Genomic DNA, 16,312 nt, shown 5'->3' with positions numbered 1-16,312 from the left:
GCGTTACACCACCGCCGTCGTCAGACGCGATGAGCAGCACAGCCGTTCCTGCTCGTCCAGAATATCAATCTGCCACACCTGATGACGGCTGCCTGCGTGCAATGCACGGCAGACACCGCGCACGCGTCCACTGCGAACAGAGCGAATATGGTTGGCGTTCACTTCCAGCCCCACCACTTTGTGTTCCCCTTCGGTACACAAATAGCCTGCGACTGAGCCAAGCGTTTCAGCCAGCACCACCGAGGCACCACCGTGAAGCAGGCCAAACGGCTGATGCGTGCGGCTATCGACAGGCATGGTCGCTTCCAGCGAATCTTCACCAATGCGGATAAACTGGATATCCAGCAAGCCCACCATATTCCCTTCGCCCATAGCATTGAGCGCCTGAAGCGTCACTGCTCGTTTCCAGATCATCCCATAATCTCCAGTAAAGCCTGCAATGGATGGCGTACGCCGTTACCTTCAACGCGTTTCACCTGGCTGCGACAGGAGTAACCCGTCGCCAGGCAACGGTTGCGCGGTAAACGTTGCATGGCCTGATGCCATGACAACTCGTAGATCCCAAGTGAGTTTTCATGATTTTTTACTTCATGCCCGTAGGTTCCCGCCATGCCGCAACACCCAACGCTGACGCTCTCCAGCTTCGCACCGAAGCGGGCGAAAATAGAGGCCCATTGTCCAGGTGCCCCCGGCAATGCCGTCACCTCGGTACAGTGTCCAAACAGATACCATGACTCACCGCTGACCTCTTTGGTCGCTGTTTTTTGCAACGCCGCAGGCAGCCATTCATGCACCAGCATAACGTGGAAATCCCCGCGTTTTTCGCCAAGCGTCTGCTTGTACTCATCGCGATAACAGAGCACCAGCGCCGGATCGACGCCGACCATCGGGATCCGCAGCGTCGCAACACGGTTAAGGAAGTCCGACGTTTTCTGTGCGGTTTTCGCAAAGCGGTTCAGGAAGCCTTTAATGTGCTGCGCCTTACCGTTTGGCGAGAATGGCAGCACCACCGGCTGATAACCGATTTTTTCAGCCAGACGGACAAAATCGGCCACGACCTGCGCATCGTAGTAGCTGGTGAACGGGTCCTGCACCACCAGTACCACGTTGGCTTTTTGCTCTGCGCTTAGCGCTTCAAGCTGCTCCAGGGTCATGTTTGCAGAACGATGCCCCACCAGCTGACGCTGTAACGATGGCGTCGACAGCAACGGCAGATCCACCATGCCGATATGTTTTTCGGAGAGCTTACGTACCAGCGGTTGATTGATAAAGAAGTTGAACGTCTTAGGCGCTCGCGCCATCAGTGGTGCATAGCTTTCCACCGTGGCGACCAGGTGATCGCGCACCGGGCGCAGATAGCGCGTGTGGTAAAGTTGCAGGAAACGCGAACGGAATTCCGGGACGTCGATTTTAATCGGGCACTGGGTCGAACAGGCCTTACAGGCCAGGCAACCGGACATGGCTTCTTTGACTTCATGAGAGAAATCATATTCGCCTTTCCGGGCGTGCCAGCTGTTCCGCGTGCGTTCGATAAGCGTGCGCAGGCTGGCCGCTTTTTCCGGTAGCTCACTTTCCAGCTTCAGCGGATCGACACCGCGATCGGCCAGCAGACGCAGCCATTCGCGTACCAGGGTTGCACGCCCTTTTGGCGAATGAATACGGTTACTGGTGATTTTCATCGACGGACACATCGGGCTTTTCGCGTCGAAGTTAAAGCACAGACCGTTACCGTTACACTCCATTGCACCGCGCCAGGATGAGCGTACGGCGATAGGAATTTGCCGGTCATAAGTGCCGCGTTTTACCGCATCCACGCGCAGCATCGGCGCATCCACACCTTCTGGCGGGCAAATCTTGCCCGGGTTAAGGCGGTTATCGGGGTCAAACGCCGCTTTGACTTTGCGCAGTTCCCCGAACAGTTGCTCACCGAAAAACGCCGGGCTGTATTCGGCGCGGAAGCCTTTGCCGTGTTCGCCCCACAGCAGGCCGCCATATTTTGCCGTTAACGCAACGACGTCATCGGAGATCTGTTTCATCAGGATCTCCTGCTGCGGGTCGCACATATCCAGAGCCGGGCGCACGTGCAGTACCCCGGCGTCTACGTGGCCAAACATGCCGTAGCTCAGCCCGTGGCTATCCAGCAATGCGCGGAACTCAACAATATAATCAGCCAGATGCTCCGGCGGTACGCAGGTGTCTTCCGCAAACGGGATAGGTTTAGCGGCGCCTTTGGCATTGCCCAGTAATCCCACCGCTTTTTTACGCATCGCATAGATACGCTCGATACCGGAAAGGTCGTTACACAGCTGCCAGCCAATGACCCCGCCCTCACCTCTGGCGATAAGCTCGTCCAGGCGCTGACAGAGCGTCGACACCTGGCTTTCAATCAATTCGGCGTCATCGCCTGCAAATTCAACGATGTTCAGGCCAAGCATCTCTTTATCCGGCACGTCGGTGATCAGTTCGCTCACGGAGTGCCAGACAATGTCTTCCCGCGCCAGGTTAAGCACTTTTGAGTCGACGGTTTCAACCGACAGCGCCCGCGCGTCAACCATAAACGGCGCATTGCGCAGCGCAGAATCGAAAGAGTTGTATTTCACATTGACCAGACGGCGGACCTTCGGCAGCCGGGTGATATCCAGACGCGCCTCGGTAATAAATGCCAGCGTGCCTTCCGAACCGGTCAGAATGCGGGTCAAATCGAACTGGGTCAGGTCATCGTTAAACACATGACGCAGATCGTAGCCCGTCAGGAAGCGGTTCAGTTTGGGGAATTTATCGAGGATCAACTGACGGTTGTCGCGACAGCGTTCCAGTACGGTGCGATAAATTCGCCCGCTGGCGGTGTTATCTTTGCCCAGCGTTTCGGCCAGCGCAACGGGCATTGGCTGAGTATCAAGGATGTCGCCACCCAGCAGTACCGCGCGGACGCCCATCACATGATCGGAGGTTTTGCCATACACCAGCGACCCCTGTCCGGACGCATCAGTGTTGATCATCCCGCCAATGGTCGCACGGTTACTGGTAGACAGCTCCGGTGCGAAAAAGTAGCCATAGGGTTTTAAATACTGATTGAGCTGATCTTTGATAACACCCGCTTCAACACGCACCCAGCCCTCTTCAGGGTTGATTTCAATAATGCGGTTCATATAGCGGGACATATCAATGATGATGCCCTGATTAAGCGCCTGGCCGTTTGTGCCGGTGCCGCCGCCACGCGGGGTGAACACCAGGGAAGTAAAGCGCTCCTGCGCCGCCAGACGGGAAATTAATGCCACATCTGCCGTCGAGCGGGGAAAGACGACTGCATCGGGAAGAAGCTGGTAGATACTGTTATCGGTCGCCATTGTTAGCCTGTCGGCATAATTTGTGGCGGTATCACCTGTAAAACCCTGTTGCTCCAGTGCCTGCAAAAAATTAAGCACCAGCTGAACGACGCCAGGTGCCTGAGAAATCTGTGGGATCATTACGGTCGACCCTAATTAGAGGTGTGAAATCGTTTGCGTTGTGTCTGGAAAGTTTTATCACATTTTTTTCTTATACGCTCAGCAGAATTACATGCAGAATCTGCCTGTCAAAAATCGCTGAAATCACTAATGATTAGAGTGACGCGGTTTCATGTTCTCGCCAGCCTGGCTGGTGTTATCAAAGGAAAGTTTCATTTATGGTCAATCTTCGTCAGCCGAGGGATGTTGCGCAAATTCTGCTGTCAGTGCTGTTTCTGGCAATCATGATTATTGCGTGTCTGTGGATTGTTCAGCCTTTTGTGCTCGGCTTCGCCTGGGCCAGTACAGTAGTCGTCGCCACCTGGCCATTACTGTTGCGTTTACAGAAACTGCTGTTTGGCCGCCGTGCGCTTGCCGTACTGGTCATGACCTTACTGTTGTTCCTGCTGTTTATTATTCCCATTGCCTTACTGGTTAATAGCCTGGTTGATACCAGCGGCCCGGTTATTCGCGCCATCAGCACTGGCGACATGACGCTGCCGGACCTTGCCTGGCTGAACAGTATTCCGGTGATGGGTTCAAAACTGTACAGCGGCTGGCACGGCCTGCTGGAGATGGGCGGCAGCGCATTGATGGCGAAAGTACGCCCCTATATTGGCACCACGACGACCTGGTTTGTCGGCCAGGCCGCGCACATTGGTCGCTTTATGATGCACTGTACGCTGATGCTGGCCTTTAGCGCCCTGCTGTACTGGCGTGGTGAGCAGGTTGCACTGGGTGTGCGACATTTTGCCACCCGTCTGGCCGGTAAACGTGGTGATGCGGCTATCCTGCTGGCGGCTCAGGCCGTACGTGCCGTTGCGCTGGGTGTGGTGGTGACGGCGCTGGTTCAGGCCGTTCTGGGTGGTATCGGTCTTGCGATTTCTGGTGTGCCATACGCCACTATCTTTACCGTCATCATGATAATGACCTGCCTTGCGCAACTGGGGCCATTGCTGGTGTTGATCCCCTGCATTATCTGGCTCTACTGGACCGGGGATACCACCTGGGGTACCGTTCTGCTGGTCTGGAGTTGCGTGGTCGGTACGATGGATAACGTCATTCGCCCAATACTTATTCGTATGGGTGCGGATCTGCCGCTGATTCTGATCCTGTCTGGCGTTATCGGCGGGTTGATTGCATTCGGCATGATTGGTCTGTTTATTGGCCCGGTGCTGCTGGCTGTCACCTGGCGACTGTTCTCTGCCTGGGTGCATGAAGTGCCACCACCAGGCACCGACCCCGACGAGATCCTCAGCGAACTGGAAGAGCGGGAAGACAAAAACAGGTAATAACGGTATCGCCGGGTGGCGCTGCGCTTACCCGGCCTGATTTCCTCGTAATACTTAAACATCATTAATCATTTCACTGGTCAGACCGGCTACATCGCCTGTAACTCTGTCATTCACCTCAAAAAATCTTTACGTCTCTTTAACTATTGAGACGAATCTGATCGACGCAAAAAACCTCAATGCCTACTATTAGCTCACGGTTATAAATCAACACCTTGATTTATAAGCATGGAAATCCCCTGAGTGAAACAACGAATTGCTGTGTGTAGTCTTTGCCCATCTCCCACGATGGGCTTTTTTTTATCCTTCTCAAACGTTCTTCGCCTCACAATGACTTAGCATCCGCCAGTCGGCAGGCAACACCCGCGTCTCACCCGTGACATTCACCGTGACCACCTCGCGAATATCTGCCGATGACGTGCCGATCTGTAGCTCAAACTCGCCCGGCTCGACAATTCGCTTACCATCACGGCGGGTGAAGTTGAACATATCGACCGGCAACGTGAAGGTCAGCCGGGTTGTCTCTCCGGGTGAGAGCGTCACCCGCTGGAAGGCTTTCAGCTCCTGCAAAGGGCGCACCTGGCTTGCCACTTTATCGCGTACGTAAATCTGCACCACTTCGCTGCCGCTGCGTTCGCTGCTGTTGATCACATCAATACTCAGGGTCACTTCCCCTGTAATATCAATCTTATTTGATGCCAGAATCGGGTTGCTTAAGCCAAATTTGCTCCAGCCCAGACCAAATCCGAAGGGATAACGCGAGCCAAAGTGAAACGCAAATGGCGTGCCGCCGCTTTTGAGTTTGTGGTTGTAGTAATACGGCGTTGCCCCCGCGCTTTTCGGCACGCTGACCACCAGCCTGCCCTGCGGCTCTGCACGGCCGGTCAGCACATCGGCAATCGCCCAGCCGCCTTCCTGTCCGGGTGCCCAGGCCAGCATAAATGCCGCGACCTTGTCCTCCAGGCCTTGCAGGTTGTACGGCCGGCCCCCGGTCATCACCACCACTACCGGTTTACCTGTTGCGACAAGCGCTTCCAGCAATTGCTGTTGCACCCCAGGCAGGTTCAGGGAGTCCGTGTCGGAACCTTCCCCGACGGTACCGCTCTGGAACAATCCGGCAAGATCCCCGACACAGGCCACCACCACATCACTCTCTTGTGCCGCGCGTACGGCCTCGGGAATAAGGGCGGTACTGTGTGAAACCGGGGATTGCTGCATCGGTTTCCCGCCGCTGTCGCCCGGGAAGACTGGCGCGCCCGCCATGCGTTTTTCGATGATGTGACAGCCTTTGGCATAACGGACCTGCGATGCCCCCAGGTAGTGCTCAAGCGCCGCGCGCGGTGTCGTCACTTGCGAGGTTTCTTCCACCATATCGCTGATGATTAAGTGCACCGGGAAGCTATAACCGCTCAGCAATGCCAGCGGATCGTCCGCCGTTGGCCCCACCACCGCCACACGCGGTTTTCCGCTGAGCGGCAGAATGCCGTTATTCTCAAGCAAGGTTAGCGAACGGGTCGCTACCTCGCGCGCAACCTGCCGGGTGGCGTCATTTTGCAGATCAATGGCATTTTCATCGGCATAAGGTTTTTCAAACAGCCCAAGACGGAATTTCTCGGTCAGTACGCGGCCTACGATTTCATCCACTTTCGCCATGGTGATAAGCCCACGTTCAACCGCCTGTGCCAGATGGCGCGCGCAGTCATCTTTTGGTAGCTCAACGTCCAGCCCGGCATTAAACGCCAGCGCTGCCGATTCAGCCGCATCATGCGAAATACCGTGGTGCTGATGCAGAAGGCTCACGCCACCGTAATCGGCAACGATAATGCCGTCAAAACCCCACTGCTCACGCAGCACCGTTGTCAGCAGGAAGCTGTCGCTGTGGCCTGGCTGGTTGTCGATATCGTGATAAGCAGGCATCACCGACCCTGCGTGAGCGAGCTTTACCGCCATTTCGAATGGCAGCAGGAAGGTATCATTCAGCTCGCTGAATCCCAGATGCACAGGCGCATGGTTACGCGCTCCTTCGCTGAACGAGTGGCCCACATAGTGTTTCAGGGTGGCCAGCAGGTCGCGTTTTTCTCCCTGTAATCCCTCCACATAGGCGCTGGCCATCACGCCTACTAACCACGGGTCTTCACCAAACGTCTCTTCGGTACGCCCCCAGCGGACATCGCGCGAGACATCCAGTACCGGTGCCAGCCCCTGCTGACAGCCGACTGAGCGGGCCTCGGCACCAATGTGCTCTGCGGCACGCCTGACGAGCTCCGGGTCCCAGCTTGAACCATAGTTCAGCGATGAGGGGAACAAAGTGGCGTCCTTACAGAGCAAGCCGACCAGGCACTCCTCGTGGAACAGCGCCGGAATGCCAAGCCGCGTCTCTTCCATCATCATTCGCTGCAAGCGGTTTGCCGCCCGCACGCCCGTTCTGGCGTCAACAATATGCGTACCCAATGGCCGGGTTATCTGCCCGACACCCAGCTTCAGCCTCTCGCCCAGCGCTGCCTGCTCGCTGACGCCCGCAAACTCATCACTCAAATCCGTCCGCTCGCGATGGTTGCCGTGTTCGTCGAGGATCAGCCAGTACGCGTGCATCTGGGCAAATTTTTCTTCTGGCGTCATACGGGCCAGTAAATCCGCCACGCGTTCCTGCACGGGACGCCCCGCATCCTTATAGATTGCAGTCATATTTTACTCCTTGATTACATGATGAAGTGCCGGGTTGAGTGCTTCCGCGTCCGGGCGCGCCTGGCGCTTGCTGGCAAGTTCGCGGGCAATAGTGTCAACCAGTCGGCTATTGAGTTTGTAAACGGTGAGCAGCGCGACCATACCAATGAACAACGCGCAGGGGATCAGGGTAAAGAGTGCGTTGATGGTGCTCAGCACATGCGGAGCCTGTATGGCCTGGCCCGGCACATAGTCCACCATGCCCAGCACCCAGCCCACCACAGCGCCACCCAGTGCAAGGCCAAATTTGATGGCAAACAGCGCGGTGGAAAACACCAGCCCATCCAGTCGACGGCCACTACGATGCTCTTCGTAGTCCACCACATCAGAGAACATGGTCCATTGCAGCGGCGTGGTCAGGTTTTGAATAAAGCTGAAGATAATGTTCAGGCCGAATATCAGCCAGACCTGTGACGGCGGCAGGAAGAAAATAAGTGCGCCGAATACAACGAAGGTGATAATCGTCCACTGATAAGCCCGAACCCGGTCGAATTTACCCAATAACCGTTCAGACAATAATGCCCCACTGAGAGAGGCCACCATACCGGAAACAATAAAGGCGAAAACCAGTTCCGGGCGCACCAATACATAGTTAACGTAATACAGGGTTGCCGAGCCGCGCGTAACCACTGCGGTCAGCAATAAAATATTAAACACAAACACTATCCGCCACTGGCTATTTCCCGCCAGGCGTTTTAAATCGGTAAGCATCGAACCGGAAGTATCGCTGCGGGGAGAATAACGCTCGCGGGTCATCATAAAACAGCAGAAAAATAAAACGATGCCTAATAGCCCCATTAAACTCATGGCGTAGAAATAGCCTTTCTGCACATTGCCATCACCCAGTTTTGCCACCAGCGGCAGGGCAATAACCGTGACAATCAGACCGCCGATAAAGGACAAACCAAAGCGCCAGGATTGCAGCGAATGGCGTTCACGCGGGTCAAGGGTTAGCGCTCCGGGCATCGCGCAATAGGGCACATTAATGGCCGAATAGATAAGACTCAGGATGGTATAAGTCACGCAGGCATAAGTGATTTTCGCCGTGGCCCCTACATCGGGAACATAGAACGTAATCAGGCAACTCACGCCAAAAGGAATGGCAAACCACAACAGCCACGGGCGAAAGCGGCCATGACGGGTTTGCGTGCGATCCACCAGCGCGCCAATACAAGGATCGACAAAGGCATCAACCACGCGCACCACTAAAAACATGGTTCCCATTATTGCTGCCGGCAAACCAAATACATCCGTATAAAAATAGGCAAGAAATAATGTTGCGGTTTGCCAGACCAGCGCGCTGGCCATATCACCTAAACCGTAACCTATTTTATCTTTCGTACGTAAGACAGGAGAGATGTTCATTTTTATGGGCCTTTTATCAGGTTAAAACGTATTTCAACCAGTTGCACACCATGTAGGGTAATGCGCAGTTAAGGCTCAAGTATTAGCAACGCTTTGCGCGCTAACAATTGTCTAAATTAACAGACAAATTATGATATTTGGTTTTTTGCTTTATTTGTGACGGGGAGCATGTCAGCGGGGAAATAAAAAAGGTGAGGATTAATATCCTCACCTTTCAGCATACAGGGATTACGACATTACTTTTTCAGTTCGGCCAGGCTCAGCCAGGTTTGCACCACAGTGTCCGGGTTCAGGGAAAGACTGTCGATCCCCTCTTCCATCAGCCAGGCGGCAAAGTCTTCATGGTCGGATGGACCCTGACCACAAATCCCGACGTATTTGCCCTGTTTCTTCGCCGCCTTGATGGACATTGACAGCAGCGCTTTTACCGCGTCATTACGCTCATCGAACAGCTCGGAAACCACGCCAGAATCGCGGTCAAGACCCAGAGTCAGCTGCGTCATATCGTTTGAACCGATAGAGAAACCGTCGAAGTACTCCAGGAACTGCTCAGCCAGCAGGGCGTTGGACGGAATTTCGCACATCATGATGAGCTTCAGTCCGTTTTCACCACGCTTCAGACCCTGACGCGCCAGCTCTTCCACCACCGCTTTGGCCTGCGCCACGGTACGCACGAACGGAATCATGATTTCAACGTTGGTCAGCCCCATATCGTTGCGCACGCGTTTCACCGCATCGCACTCCAGCGCGAAGCAGTCACGGAAGCTGTCAGACACATAACGTCCGGCACCACGGAAGCCCAGCATCGGGTTCTCTTCTTCTGGCTCATAACGCTCGCCGCCCACCAGGTTGGCGTATTCGTTAGATTTGAAGTCAGACAAACGCACGATGACGCGTTTCGGATAGAACGCAGCCCCCAGCGTCGCGATCCCTTCGGTCAGGCGGCCAACGTAGAACTCTTTCGGCGAGTCGTAGCCTTTCATCATTTCGCGAATTTCGTTTTGCAGTTTCGCGTCCTGATCGTCGAACTCCAGCAGTGCACGCGGGTGCACGCCAATCATACGGTTGATGATGAATTCCAGACGCGCCAGGCCAACACCTTCGTTTGGCAGGCAGGCGAAGTCAAACGCCCTGTCCGGGTTACCCACGTTCATCATGATCTTCAGCGGCAGATCCGGCATGGTATCCACGCTGGAGCTTTTCACGCTGAAGTCCAGCAGCTCGGCATAGACATAACCGGTATCGCCTTCCGAACAGGAGACGGTCACGTTCTCGCCATCCTTCATGCGTTCGGTCGCATCACCACAGCCAACAACCGCCGGGATACCCAGTTCACGGGCGATGATCGCCGCATGGCAGGTACGGCCACCACGGTTGGTAACAATAGCCGCAGCCTTCTTCATGATCGGTTCCCAGTCCGGGTCGGTCATGTCGGTGACGAGGACATCACCCGGCTGAATGCGGTTCATCTCGCTGATATCCTGGATAACTTTCACCGGGCCTGCACCAATACGGTGACCGATGGCACGGCCTTCAGCAATCACTTTGCCCTGCGCATGAAGCGTATAGCGCTCCATCACCTGACCACGAGAGCGGACGGTTTCCGGTCGCGCCTGCACGATAAATAGCTTTCCGGTGTTGCCGTCTTTGGCCCACTCGATATCCATCGGGCGGCCATAGTGTTTCTCAATCTGCACTGCCTGCTTCGCCAGTTCCTGCACTTCGGCATCGGTCAGAGAGAAGCGGTCGCGCTGTTCCTGCGGCACGTCTTCAATTTTAACCTGCTTGCCGTGCTCCTGAGTCGGGGCGTAAATCATGCGGATCTTTTTCGACCCCATGGTGCGGCGCACGATAGACGGACGGTTTGCCGCAAGCGTTGGTTTGTGCACGTAGAATTCGTCGGGGTTAACCGCACCCTGCACCACCATTTCACCCAGACCCCACGCAGAGGTGATAAATACCACCTGGTCGAAGCCGGATTCGGTATCAATGGAGAACATCACGCCGGATGAGCCGACATCAGAGCGCACCATGCGCTGAATGCCTGCCGAGAGCGCCACGCCACGGTGGTCATAGCCCTGATGCACGCGATACGAAATGGCGCGGTCGTTGAACAGGGAAGCAAACACGTGCTTCACCGCCACCAGCACGGCATCGTAGCCCTGCACGTTGAGGAAGGTTTCCTGCTGACCGGCGAAGGAGGCATCCGGCATATCTTCTGCAGTGGCAGAAGAGCGTACCGCAAACGAGGCCTGCGCATCGTCAGAGGAAAGCTGGTCGTACGCGTCGTGAATCGCTTTTTCCAGTTCCGGCTGGAAAGGTGTGTCGATGACCCACTGGCGGATCTGTGCGCCGGCTTTCGCAAGCTCAGCAACATCATCGATATCCGTTTTATCCAGCAGTTCGTAAATGCGCTGGTTTACACCGCTTTGATCAAGAAACAGGTCAAACGCTTCGGCGGTAGTGGCAAACCCATTCGGTACGGAGACACCCATACCGGACAGGTTAGTAATCATTTCACCAAGGGAGGCATTTTTGCCCCCAACTCTGTCTACATCATTCATGCCGAGTTGGTTATACCAAAGCACCAGCGGTGACGAGCCATTGTTGGACATCGAAACAATCCTTTTGTGATATTTGAACGGGATTAAGAAACACCTTAATGCGTATTTATCCTCGCATATTTGTTGTCGTGAAAAAAACGGTGAATCGTGTAAGCAACTTTATTTTTTATTTTTTCGGATACTTTCCCATCAACCTCTAACTCAATGATTCCAATGGATTCCCACAAAAATGTTCGGTTTATATCGGTTTTTCAAAAAATGAAATCCACTTTTCATTAAAATTAAAAATACCGTTTCATTTATAATTAAGACGATTCCCTCTCTGTTGTATTTTACTTTTTTAATTTATGCTTTCAGTCAATTAGGTCCGATATTCAGGGTGAGAAAAATGGATAATGCTGTCGATCGCCACGTTTTTTATATTTCTGATGGTACGGCGATTACCGCCGAAGTGCTGGGACATGCGGTCATGTCGCAGTTCCCGGTTTCCATCAACAGCATCACGCTGCCGTTTGTGGAAAATGAAAGTCGCGCAAAAGCCGTGAAAGACCAGATTGACGCCATCTACCAGCAATCGGGCGTGCGTCCGCTGGTCTTCTATTCCATTGTGATCCCAGAAATTCGTCAGATCATTCTGCAAAGTGAAGGGTTTTGTCAGGACATCGTGCAGGCCCTGGTAGCCCCGCTGCAGGGTGAACTGAAGCTTGATCCCACGCCGATTGCCCACCGCACCCACGGCCTTAACCCTGGAAACCTGATCAAGTACGATGCCCGTATCGCGGCCATTGATTACACCCTGGCTCACGATGACGGCATCTCCCTGCGTAATCTCGATCAGGCGCAGGTGATCCTGCTTGGCGTATCACGCTGCGGTAAAACCCCGACCAGCCTGTACCTGGCCATGCAGTTTGGGATCCGTGCGGCAAACTACCCCTTTATTGCCGACGATATGGATAACCTGGTTTTACCCGCTGCGCTTAAGCCACTGCAACATAAGCTGTTTGGCCTGACAATAAACCCGGAACGCCTGGCCGCTATCCGTGAGGAACGCCGCGAGAACAGCCGCTACGCCTCAATGCGCCAGTGCCGTATGGAAGTCTCAGAAGTTGAAGCGCTGTACCGGAAAAACCAGATCCCGTGGCTTAACAGCACCAACTATTCGGTAGAAGAAATCGCTACCAAAATCCTCGATATCATGGGACTGAGTCGTCGCATGTACTAATATGCTAGTACATTAATCCAGATTAAGGTATCATTCTGCACATCATCGGGGCGGCTTCGCCCCGAACTTGAAATCAGCAGGGATTGGTTTAAGGTGATGCCCATCACTTCCCGGTAGTCTGCCGATGAAGCAAAAATTTTCTGAGATATTCCATGAATAAAACCGACGAACTCCGCACTGCGCGTATTGATAGCCTGATTACCCCGGCTGAGCTGGCGGTGCGACACCCTGTTTCCGCAGGCGTTGCGGAACATGTCACGGCCTCCCGCCGTCGTATTGAAAAAATCCTGAATGGTGAAGACCGCCGTCTTCTGGTGATCATCGGCCCTTGCTCCATTCACGACCTGGATGCCGCGATGGATTACGCCAAACGACTTCAGGTTCTGCGTGATAAGCACCAGCATCGCCTGGAAATCGTGATGCGTACCTACTTTGAAAAACCACGCACCGTTGTCGGCTGGAAAGGGCTGATTTCAGACCCTGACCTGAACGGCAGTTATCGCGTGAATCACGGTATTGAGCTGGCGCGTAAGCTGCTGTTGCAGGTCAATGAACTGGGTGTCCCTACCGCGACCGAATTCCTCGATATGGTGACCGGGCAATTTATTGCCGACCTTATCAGCTGGGGCGCGATCGGCGCGCGGACCACTGAAAGCCAAATCCACCGCGAAATGGCGTCTGCCCTCTCCTGCCCGGTTGGGTTTAAAAACGGCACCGACGGCAATACCCGCATCGCGGTTGATGCAATCCGCGCGGCCCGCGCCAGCCATATGTTCCTCTCGCCGGATAAAAACGGCCATATGACCATTTACCAGACCAGCGGTAATCCGTACGGCCATATCATTATGCGCGGTGGCAAAAAACCGAATTACCACGCAGAAGATATCGCTGCCGCCTGTGAAACGCTGGCCGAGTTTGATCTGCCAGAACACCTGGTGGTGGACTTCAGCCACGGCAATTGCCAGAAACAGCATCGCCGCCAGCTGGACGTGTGCGATGAGGTTTGTCAGCAGATCCGCAGTGGCTCGACGGCCGTGGCCGGGATTATGGCTGAAAGTTTCCTCAAGGAAGGGACGCAGAAAGTGGTGGCTGGCCAGCCGATCGTTTACGGCCAGTCGATTACCGACCCGTGTCTGAGCTGGGAAGACAGCGAGCTGCTGCTGGAGAAACTGGCGGCTGCGGTGGACTCACGTTTTTGATGTTATAGCCCTTCCCTCTCTCCCTGTGGGAGAGGGCCGGAGTGAGGGCACCAGACCGCCCCCTTCTCCCCTCAAATTTGATCCCGTCACAAATTTTTCACAAAAAGGCTTGCTGTGAATTTTGACTTTGTTGATAATGATTATCATTGTTACATTGATTATTATTTGTAAACATTATGTCACGTATGGATAACACCCCGGCTACGCCTGTAAAAACACACACAGCGCCTTCCCCCTCTCCTGACGACCGCCGTATTGACAGCAAAAGTCTGCTGGGTGATGAGGGGCGGGTCATTATCGAGCATGACGGCCAGCACTACCTGCTGCGCCAGACCCATGCCGGAAAACTGATCCTGACTAAATAAATTACTCAAAAAAATACGCCAGCCACCCAGGTGATCCCCAGGCAGCCAGCGCTTTCGATTCTTAATGGAGAGTTGCTATGCCACACCTGCATTCCGCGTCTTTGCGTCCATCACTTCTGGCGCTGGCCATTGTCAGCACCCTGCCGGGTGCCGCGTTTGCTGCCGCAGATGATATTACCGTTACCGCGACCGGTAATGCCCGCAGTGCCTTTGAAGCCCCGATGATGGTGAGCGTGATTGACGCTACCGCCCCGGAAAATCAAACCGCCAGCTCCGCCGCAGACCTGCTGCGCAAAGTCCCGGGGCTGACGCTCGACGGCACCGGACGTACTAACGGCCAGGATGTCAACCTGCGCGGTTACGATCGTCGCGGTGTGTTAGTGCTGGTTGATGGTGTACGCCAGGGCACCGACACAGGTCACCTCAACAGCACTTTCCTGGATCCGGCGTTGATTAAGCGCATTGAAGTGGTTCGCGGCCCGTCTGCCCTGCTGTACGGCAGTGGTGCGCTGGGTGGCGTGATTTCCTATGACACCGCCGATGCCAAAGACCTGCTGGAGCAGGGCAAAAACAGCGGTTATCGCGTATTCGGGACAGGGGCGACAGGCGATCACAGTATCGGGATGGGGGCGAGCGCCTATGGCCGCACCGATACCCTGGATGGCTTAGTCGCCTGGTCAAGCCGCGATCGCGGGGATATTCGCCAGAGCGACGGCACGACCGCACCAAACGATGAATCCATCAGCAATATGCTGGCGAAAGGCAGCTGGAAAATCGACACCGCCCAGACACTGAGCGGCTCGCTGCGCTACTACAACAATGCGGCGCAGGAGCCAAAAAATCCGCAAACTTCTGAAGCCAGCGATTCCAGCAACCCAATGACTGACCGTTCCACCATCCAGCGGGATGCCCAGCTCGGCTACAACATTGCCCCGGAAGGCAACGACTGGCTCAATGCCGATGCAAAAGTCTACTGGTCGGAAGCGCGCATTAATGCTCAGAACGTTGGTGGCTCGGGCGAATTTCGCAAGCAGACCACCAAAGGTGGGAAGGTTGAAAACCGAACTCGTCTGTTCTCTGATACTTTCGCATCGCACCTGCTCACCTACGGCGGCGAATACTACCGCCAGGAGCAGAACCCGGGTGGCGTAGCCACCGGTTTCCCGGACGCAAAAATTGACTTCAGCTCCGGCTGGCTACAGGACGAAATCACCCTGCGTGACCTGCCTGTGACGATCCTCGGCGGAACGCGTTATGACAACTATCGCGGCAGCAGTGATGGTTATGACGATGTGGATGCCGACCAGTGGTCATCCCGCGCGGGGTTAACAGTAAGCCCAGCAGACTGGCTGATGCTGTTCGGTTCTTACGCCCAGGCATTCCGTGCCCCGACAATGGGTGAGATGTACAACGATGCGAAGCACTTCTCCATCGGCAGTTTCTACACTAACTACTGGGTGCCAAACCCGAACCTGCGCCCGGAAACCAACGAAACCCAGGAGTACGGATTTGGCCTGCGCTTTGACAACCTGATGCTGGCGAGCGATGCGCTGGAATTCAAAGCCAGCTACTTCGACACCAAAGCCAAAGACTACATCTCAACCACCGTCGATTTTGCTGCCGCGACGACCATGTCCTATAACGTGCCAAACGCCAAAATCTGGGGCTGGGACGTGATGGCGAAATACTCCGCCGACCTGTTCAGCCTGGATATGGCTTATAACCGTACACGCGGTAAAGACACCGACACCGGCGAATACATCTCCAGCATCAACCCGGATACCGTCACCAGCAAGCTGGACATCCCGGTGGCGCAAAGCGGATTCTCTGTGGGCTGGATCGGCACATTTGCCGATCGTTCAACGCATATCAGCAGCAGCTACAGCGAACAACCCGGCTACGCGGTCAACGATTTCTACGTGAGCTATAAGGGCCAGGAGCAGCTGAAAGGGGTAACCACCACGCTGGTGCTGGGTAACGCCTTTGATAAAGAGTACTGGTCGCCGCAGGGTATCCCGCAGGATGGCCGTAACGGTAAGATTTTCGTGAGTTATCAGTGGTAATCCCCTCGCCCCGGCTCGCCGGGGCAAATATTA

Annotated in this window: 10 protein-coding genes and 1 other RNA gene; 6 read left to right on the top strand and 5 right to left on the bottom strand. The window is 54.8% G+C overall.

Annotated features, from left to right (window positions below):
* Positions 1 to 3: 3 nt before the first annotated feature.
* On the bottom strand, positions 4 to 414 hold the full coding sequence (gene menI / locus ACS603_RS03280; protein ID WP_474943759.1) for a 1,4-dihydroxy-2-naphthoyl-CoA hydrolase: 411 nt from the start codon (positions 412 to 414) through the stop codon (positions 4 to 6).
* Entirely contained in the window at positions 411 to 3,467 is a 3,057-nt protein-coding gene (gene ydiJ / locus ACS603_RS03275; protein ID WP_474943758.1) for a D-2-hydroxyglutarate dehydrogenase YdiJ, read from the bottom strand. The genes menI and ydiJ overlap by 4 nt, the downstream gene beginning before the upstream one ends.
* 197 nt (positions 3,468 to 3,664) lie before the next feature.
* Between ydiJ and ydiK the strand changes: the two genes are divergently transcribed.
* Both ydiK and rprA read left to right on the top strand, forming a co-directional pair.
* Complete coding sequence (gene ydiK, locus ACS603_RS03270; protein WP_474943757.1) at positions 3,665 to 4,777, top strand: AI-2E family transporter YdiK; 1,113 nt, start codon at positions 3,665 to 3,667, stop codon at positions 4,775 to 4,777.
* A 196-nt stretch (positions 4,778 to 4,973) separates the two neighbouring features.
* An RNA gene (gene rprA, locus ACS603_RS03265) (antisense sRNA RprA) lies at positions 4,974 to 5,081 on the top strand.
* A gap of 5 nt (positions 5,082 to 5,086) precedes the next feature.
* Here rprA and ACS603_RS03260 read toward each other — a convergent pair.
* From ACS603_RS03260 to ppsA, 3 genes are all read right to left on the bottom strand, one after another.
* Positions 5,087 to 7,462: a glycoside hydrolase family 3 N-terminal domain-containing protein gene (locus ACS603_RS03260; RefSeq protein WP_474943756.1), complete on the bottom strand. Its 2,376-nt coding sequence runs from the start codon at positions 7,460 to 7,462 to the stop codon at positions 5,087 to 5,089.
* Between the two features lie 3 nt (positions 7,463 to 7,465).
* Positions 7,466 to 8,866 carry an MFS transporter gene (locus ACS603_RS03255; protein WP_474943755.1) on the bottom strand — a complete coding sequence of 467 codons (1,401 nt, stop codon included), beginning with the start codon at positions 8,864 to 8,866 and terminating at the stop codon, positions 7,466 to 7,468.
* Between the two features lie 236 nt (positions 8,867 to 9,102).
* Positions 9,103 to 11,481, bottom strand: coding sequence for a phosphoenolpyruvate synthase (gene ppsA / locus ACS603_RS03250; RefSeq protein ID WP_182060723.1), 2,379 nt, complete (start codon positions 11,479 to 11,481; stop codon positions 9,103 to 9,105).
* A gap of 337 nt (positions 11,482 to 11,818) precedes the next feature.
* Between ppsA and ppsR the strand changes: the two genes are divergently transcribed.
* The 4 genes from ppsR to ACS603_RS03230 all read left to right on the top strand — a co-directional run bounded on the left by ppsR (position 11,819) and on the right by ACS603_RS03230 (position 16,279).
* Complete coding sequence (gene ppsR, locus ACS603_RS03245; RefSeq protein ID WP_182060722.1) at positions 11,819 to 12,652, top strand: posphoenolpyruvate synthetase regulatory kinase/phosphorylase PpsR; 834 nt, start codon at positions 11,819 to 11,821, stop codon at positions 12,650 to 12,652.
* A gap of 152 nt (positions 12,653 to 12,804) precedes the next feature.
* On the top strand, positions 12,805 to 13,851 hold the full coding sequence (gene aroH, locus ACS603_RS03240) for a 3-deoxy-7-phosphoheptulonate synthase AroH (RefSeq protein ID WP_182060721.1): 1,047 nt from the start codon (positions 12,805 to 12,807) through the stop codon (positions 13,849 to 13,851).
* A 176-nt stretch (positions 13,852 to 14,027) separates the two neighbouring features.
* Positions 14,028 to 14,216, top strand: coding sequence for a hemin uptake protein HemP (gene hemP / locus ACS603_RS03235; RefSeq protein ID WP_182060720.1), 189 nt, complete (start codon positions 14,028 to 14,030; stop codon positions 14,214 to 14,216).
* 77 nt (positions 14,217 to 14,293) lie between these two features.
* A complete protein-coding gene (locus ACS603_RS03230; protein WP_182060719.1) occupies positions 14,294 to 16,279 on the top strand; it encodes a TonB-dependent hemoglobin/transferrin/lactoferrin family receptor in 1,986 nt (661 codons plus the stop codon).
* Positions 16,280 to 16,312 lie beyond the last annotated feature (33 nt).

The sequence above is a fragment of the Enterobacter sp. Li2LvB3 genome, assembly GCF_056156645.1.
Note: the sequence above shows the minus strand (reverse complement) of the source record. Positions and strands in the feature narration are given on the sequence as shown.

Bases quoted from the DNA above. Each gene is read 5' to 3' on its own strand.
- menI (WP_474943759.1), bottom strand. From the start codon at position 414: ATGATCTGGAAACGAGCAGTGACGCTTCAGGCGCTCAATGCTATGGGC.
- ydiJ (WP_474943758.1), bottom strand. From the start codon at position 3,467: ATGATCCCACAGATTTCTCAGGCACCTGGCGTCGTTCAGCTGGTGCTT.
- ydiK (WP_474943757.1), top strand. From the start codon at position 3,665: ATGGTCAATCTTCGTCAGCCGAGGGATGTTGCGCAAATTCTGCTGTCA.
- ACS603_RS03260 (WP_474943756.1), bottom strand. From the start codon at position 7,462: ATGACTGCAATCTATAAGGATGCGGGGCGTCCCGTGCAGGAACGCGTG.
- ACS603_RS03255 (WP_474943755.1), bottom strand. From the start codon at position 8,866: ATGAACATCTCTCCTGTCTTACGTACGAAAGATAAAATAGGTTACGGT.
- ppsA (WP_182060723.1), bottom strand. From the start codon at position 11,481: ATGTCCAACAATGGCTCGTCACCGCTGGTGCTTTGGTATAACCAACTC.
- ppsR (WP_182060722.1), top strand. From the start codon at position 11,819: ATGGATAATGCTGTCGATCGCCACGTTTTTTATATTTCTGATGGTACG.
- aroH (WP_182060721.1), top strand. From the start codon at position 12,805: ATGAATAAAACCGACGAACTCCGCACTGCGCGTATTGATAGCCTGATT.
- hemP (WP_182060720.1), top strand. From the start codon at position 14,028: ATGTCACGTATGGATAACACCCCGGCTACGCCTGTAAAAACACACACA.
- ACS603_RS03230 (WP_182060719.1), top strand. From the start codon at position 14,294: ATGCCACACCTGCATTCCGCGTCTTTGCGTCCATCACTTCTGGCGCTG.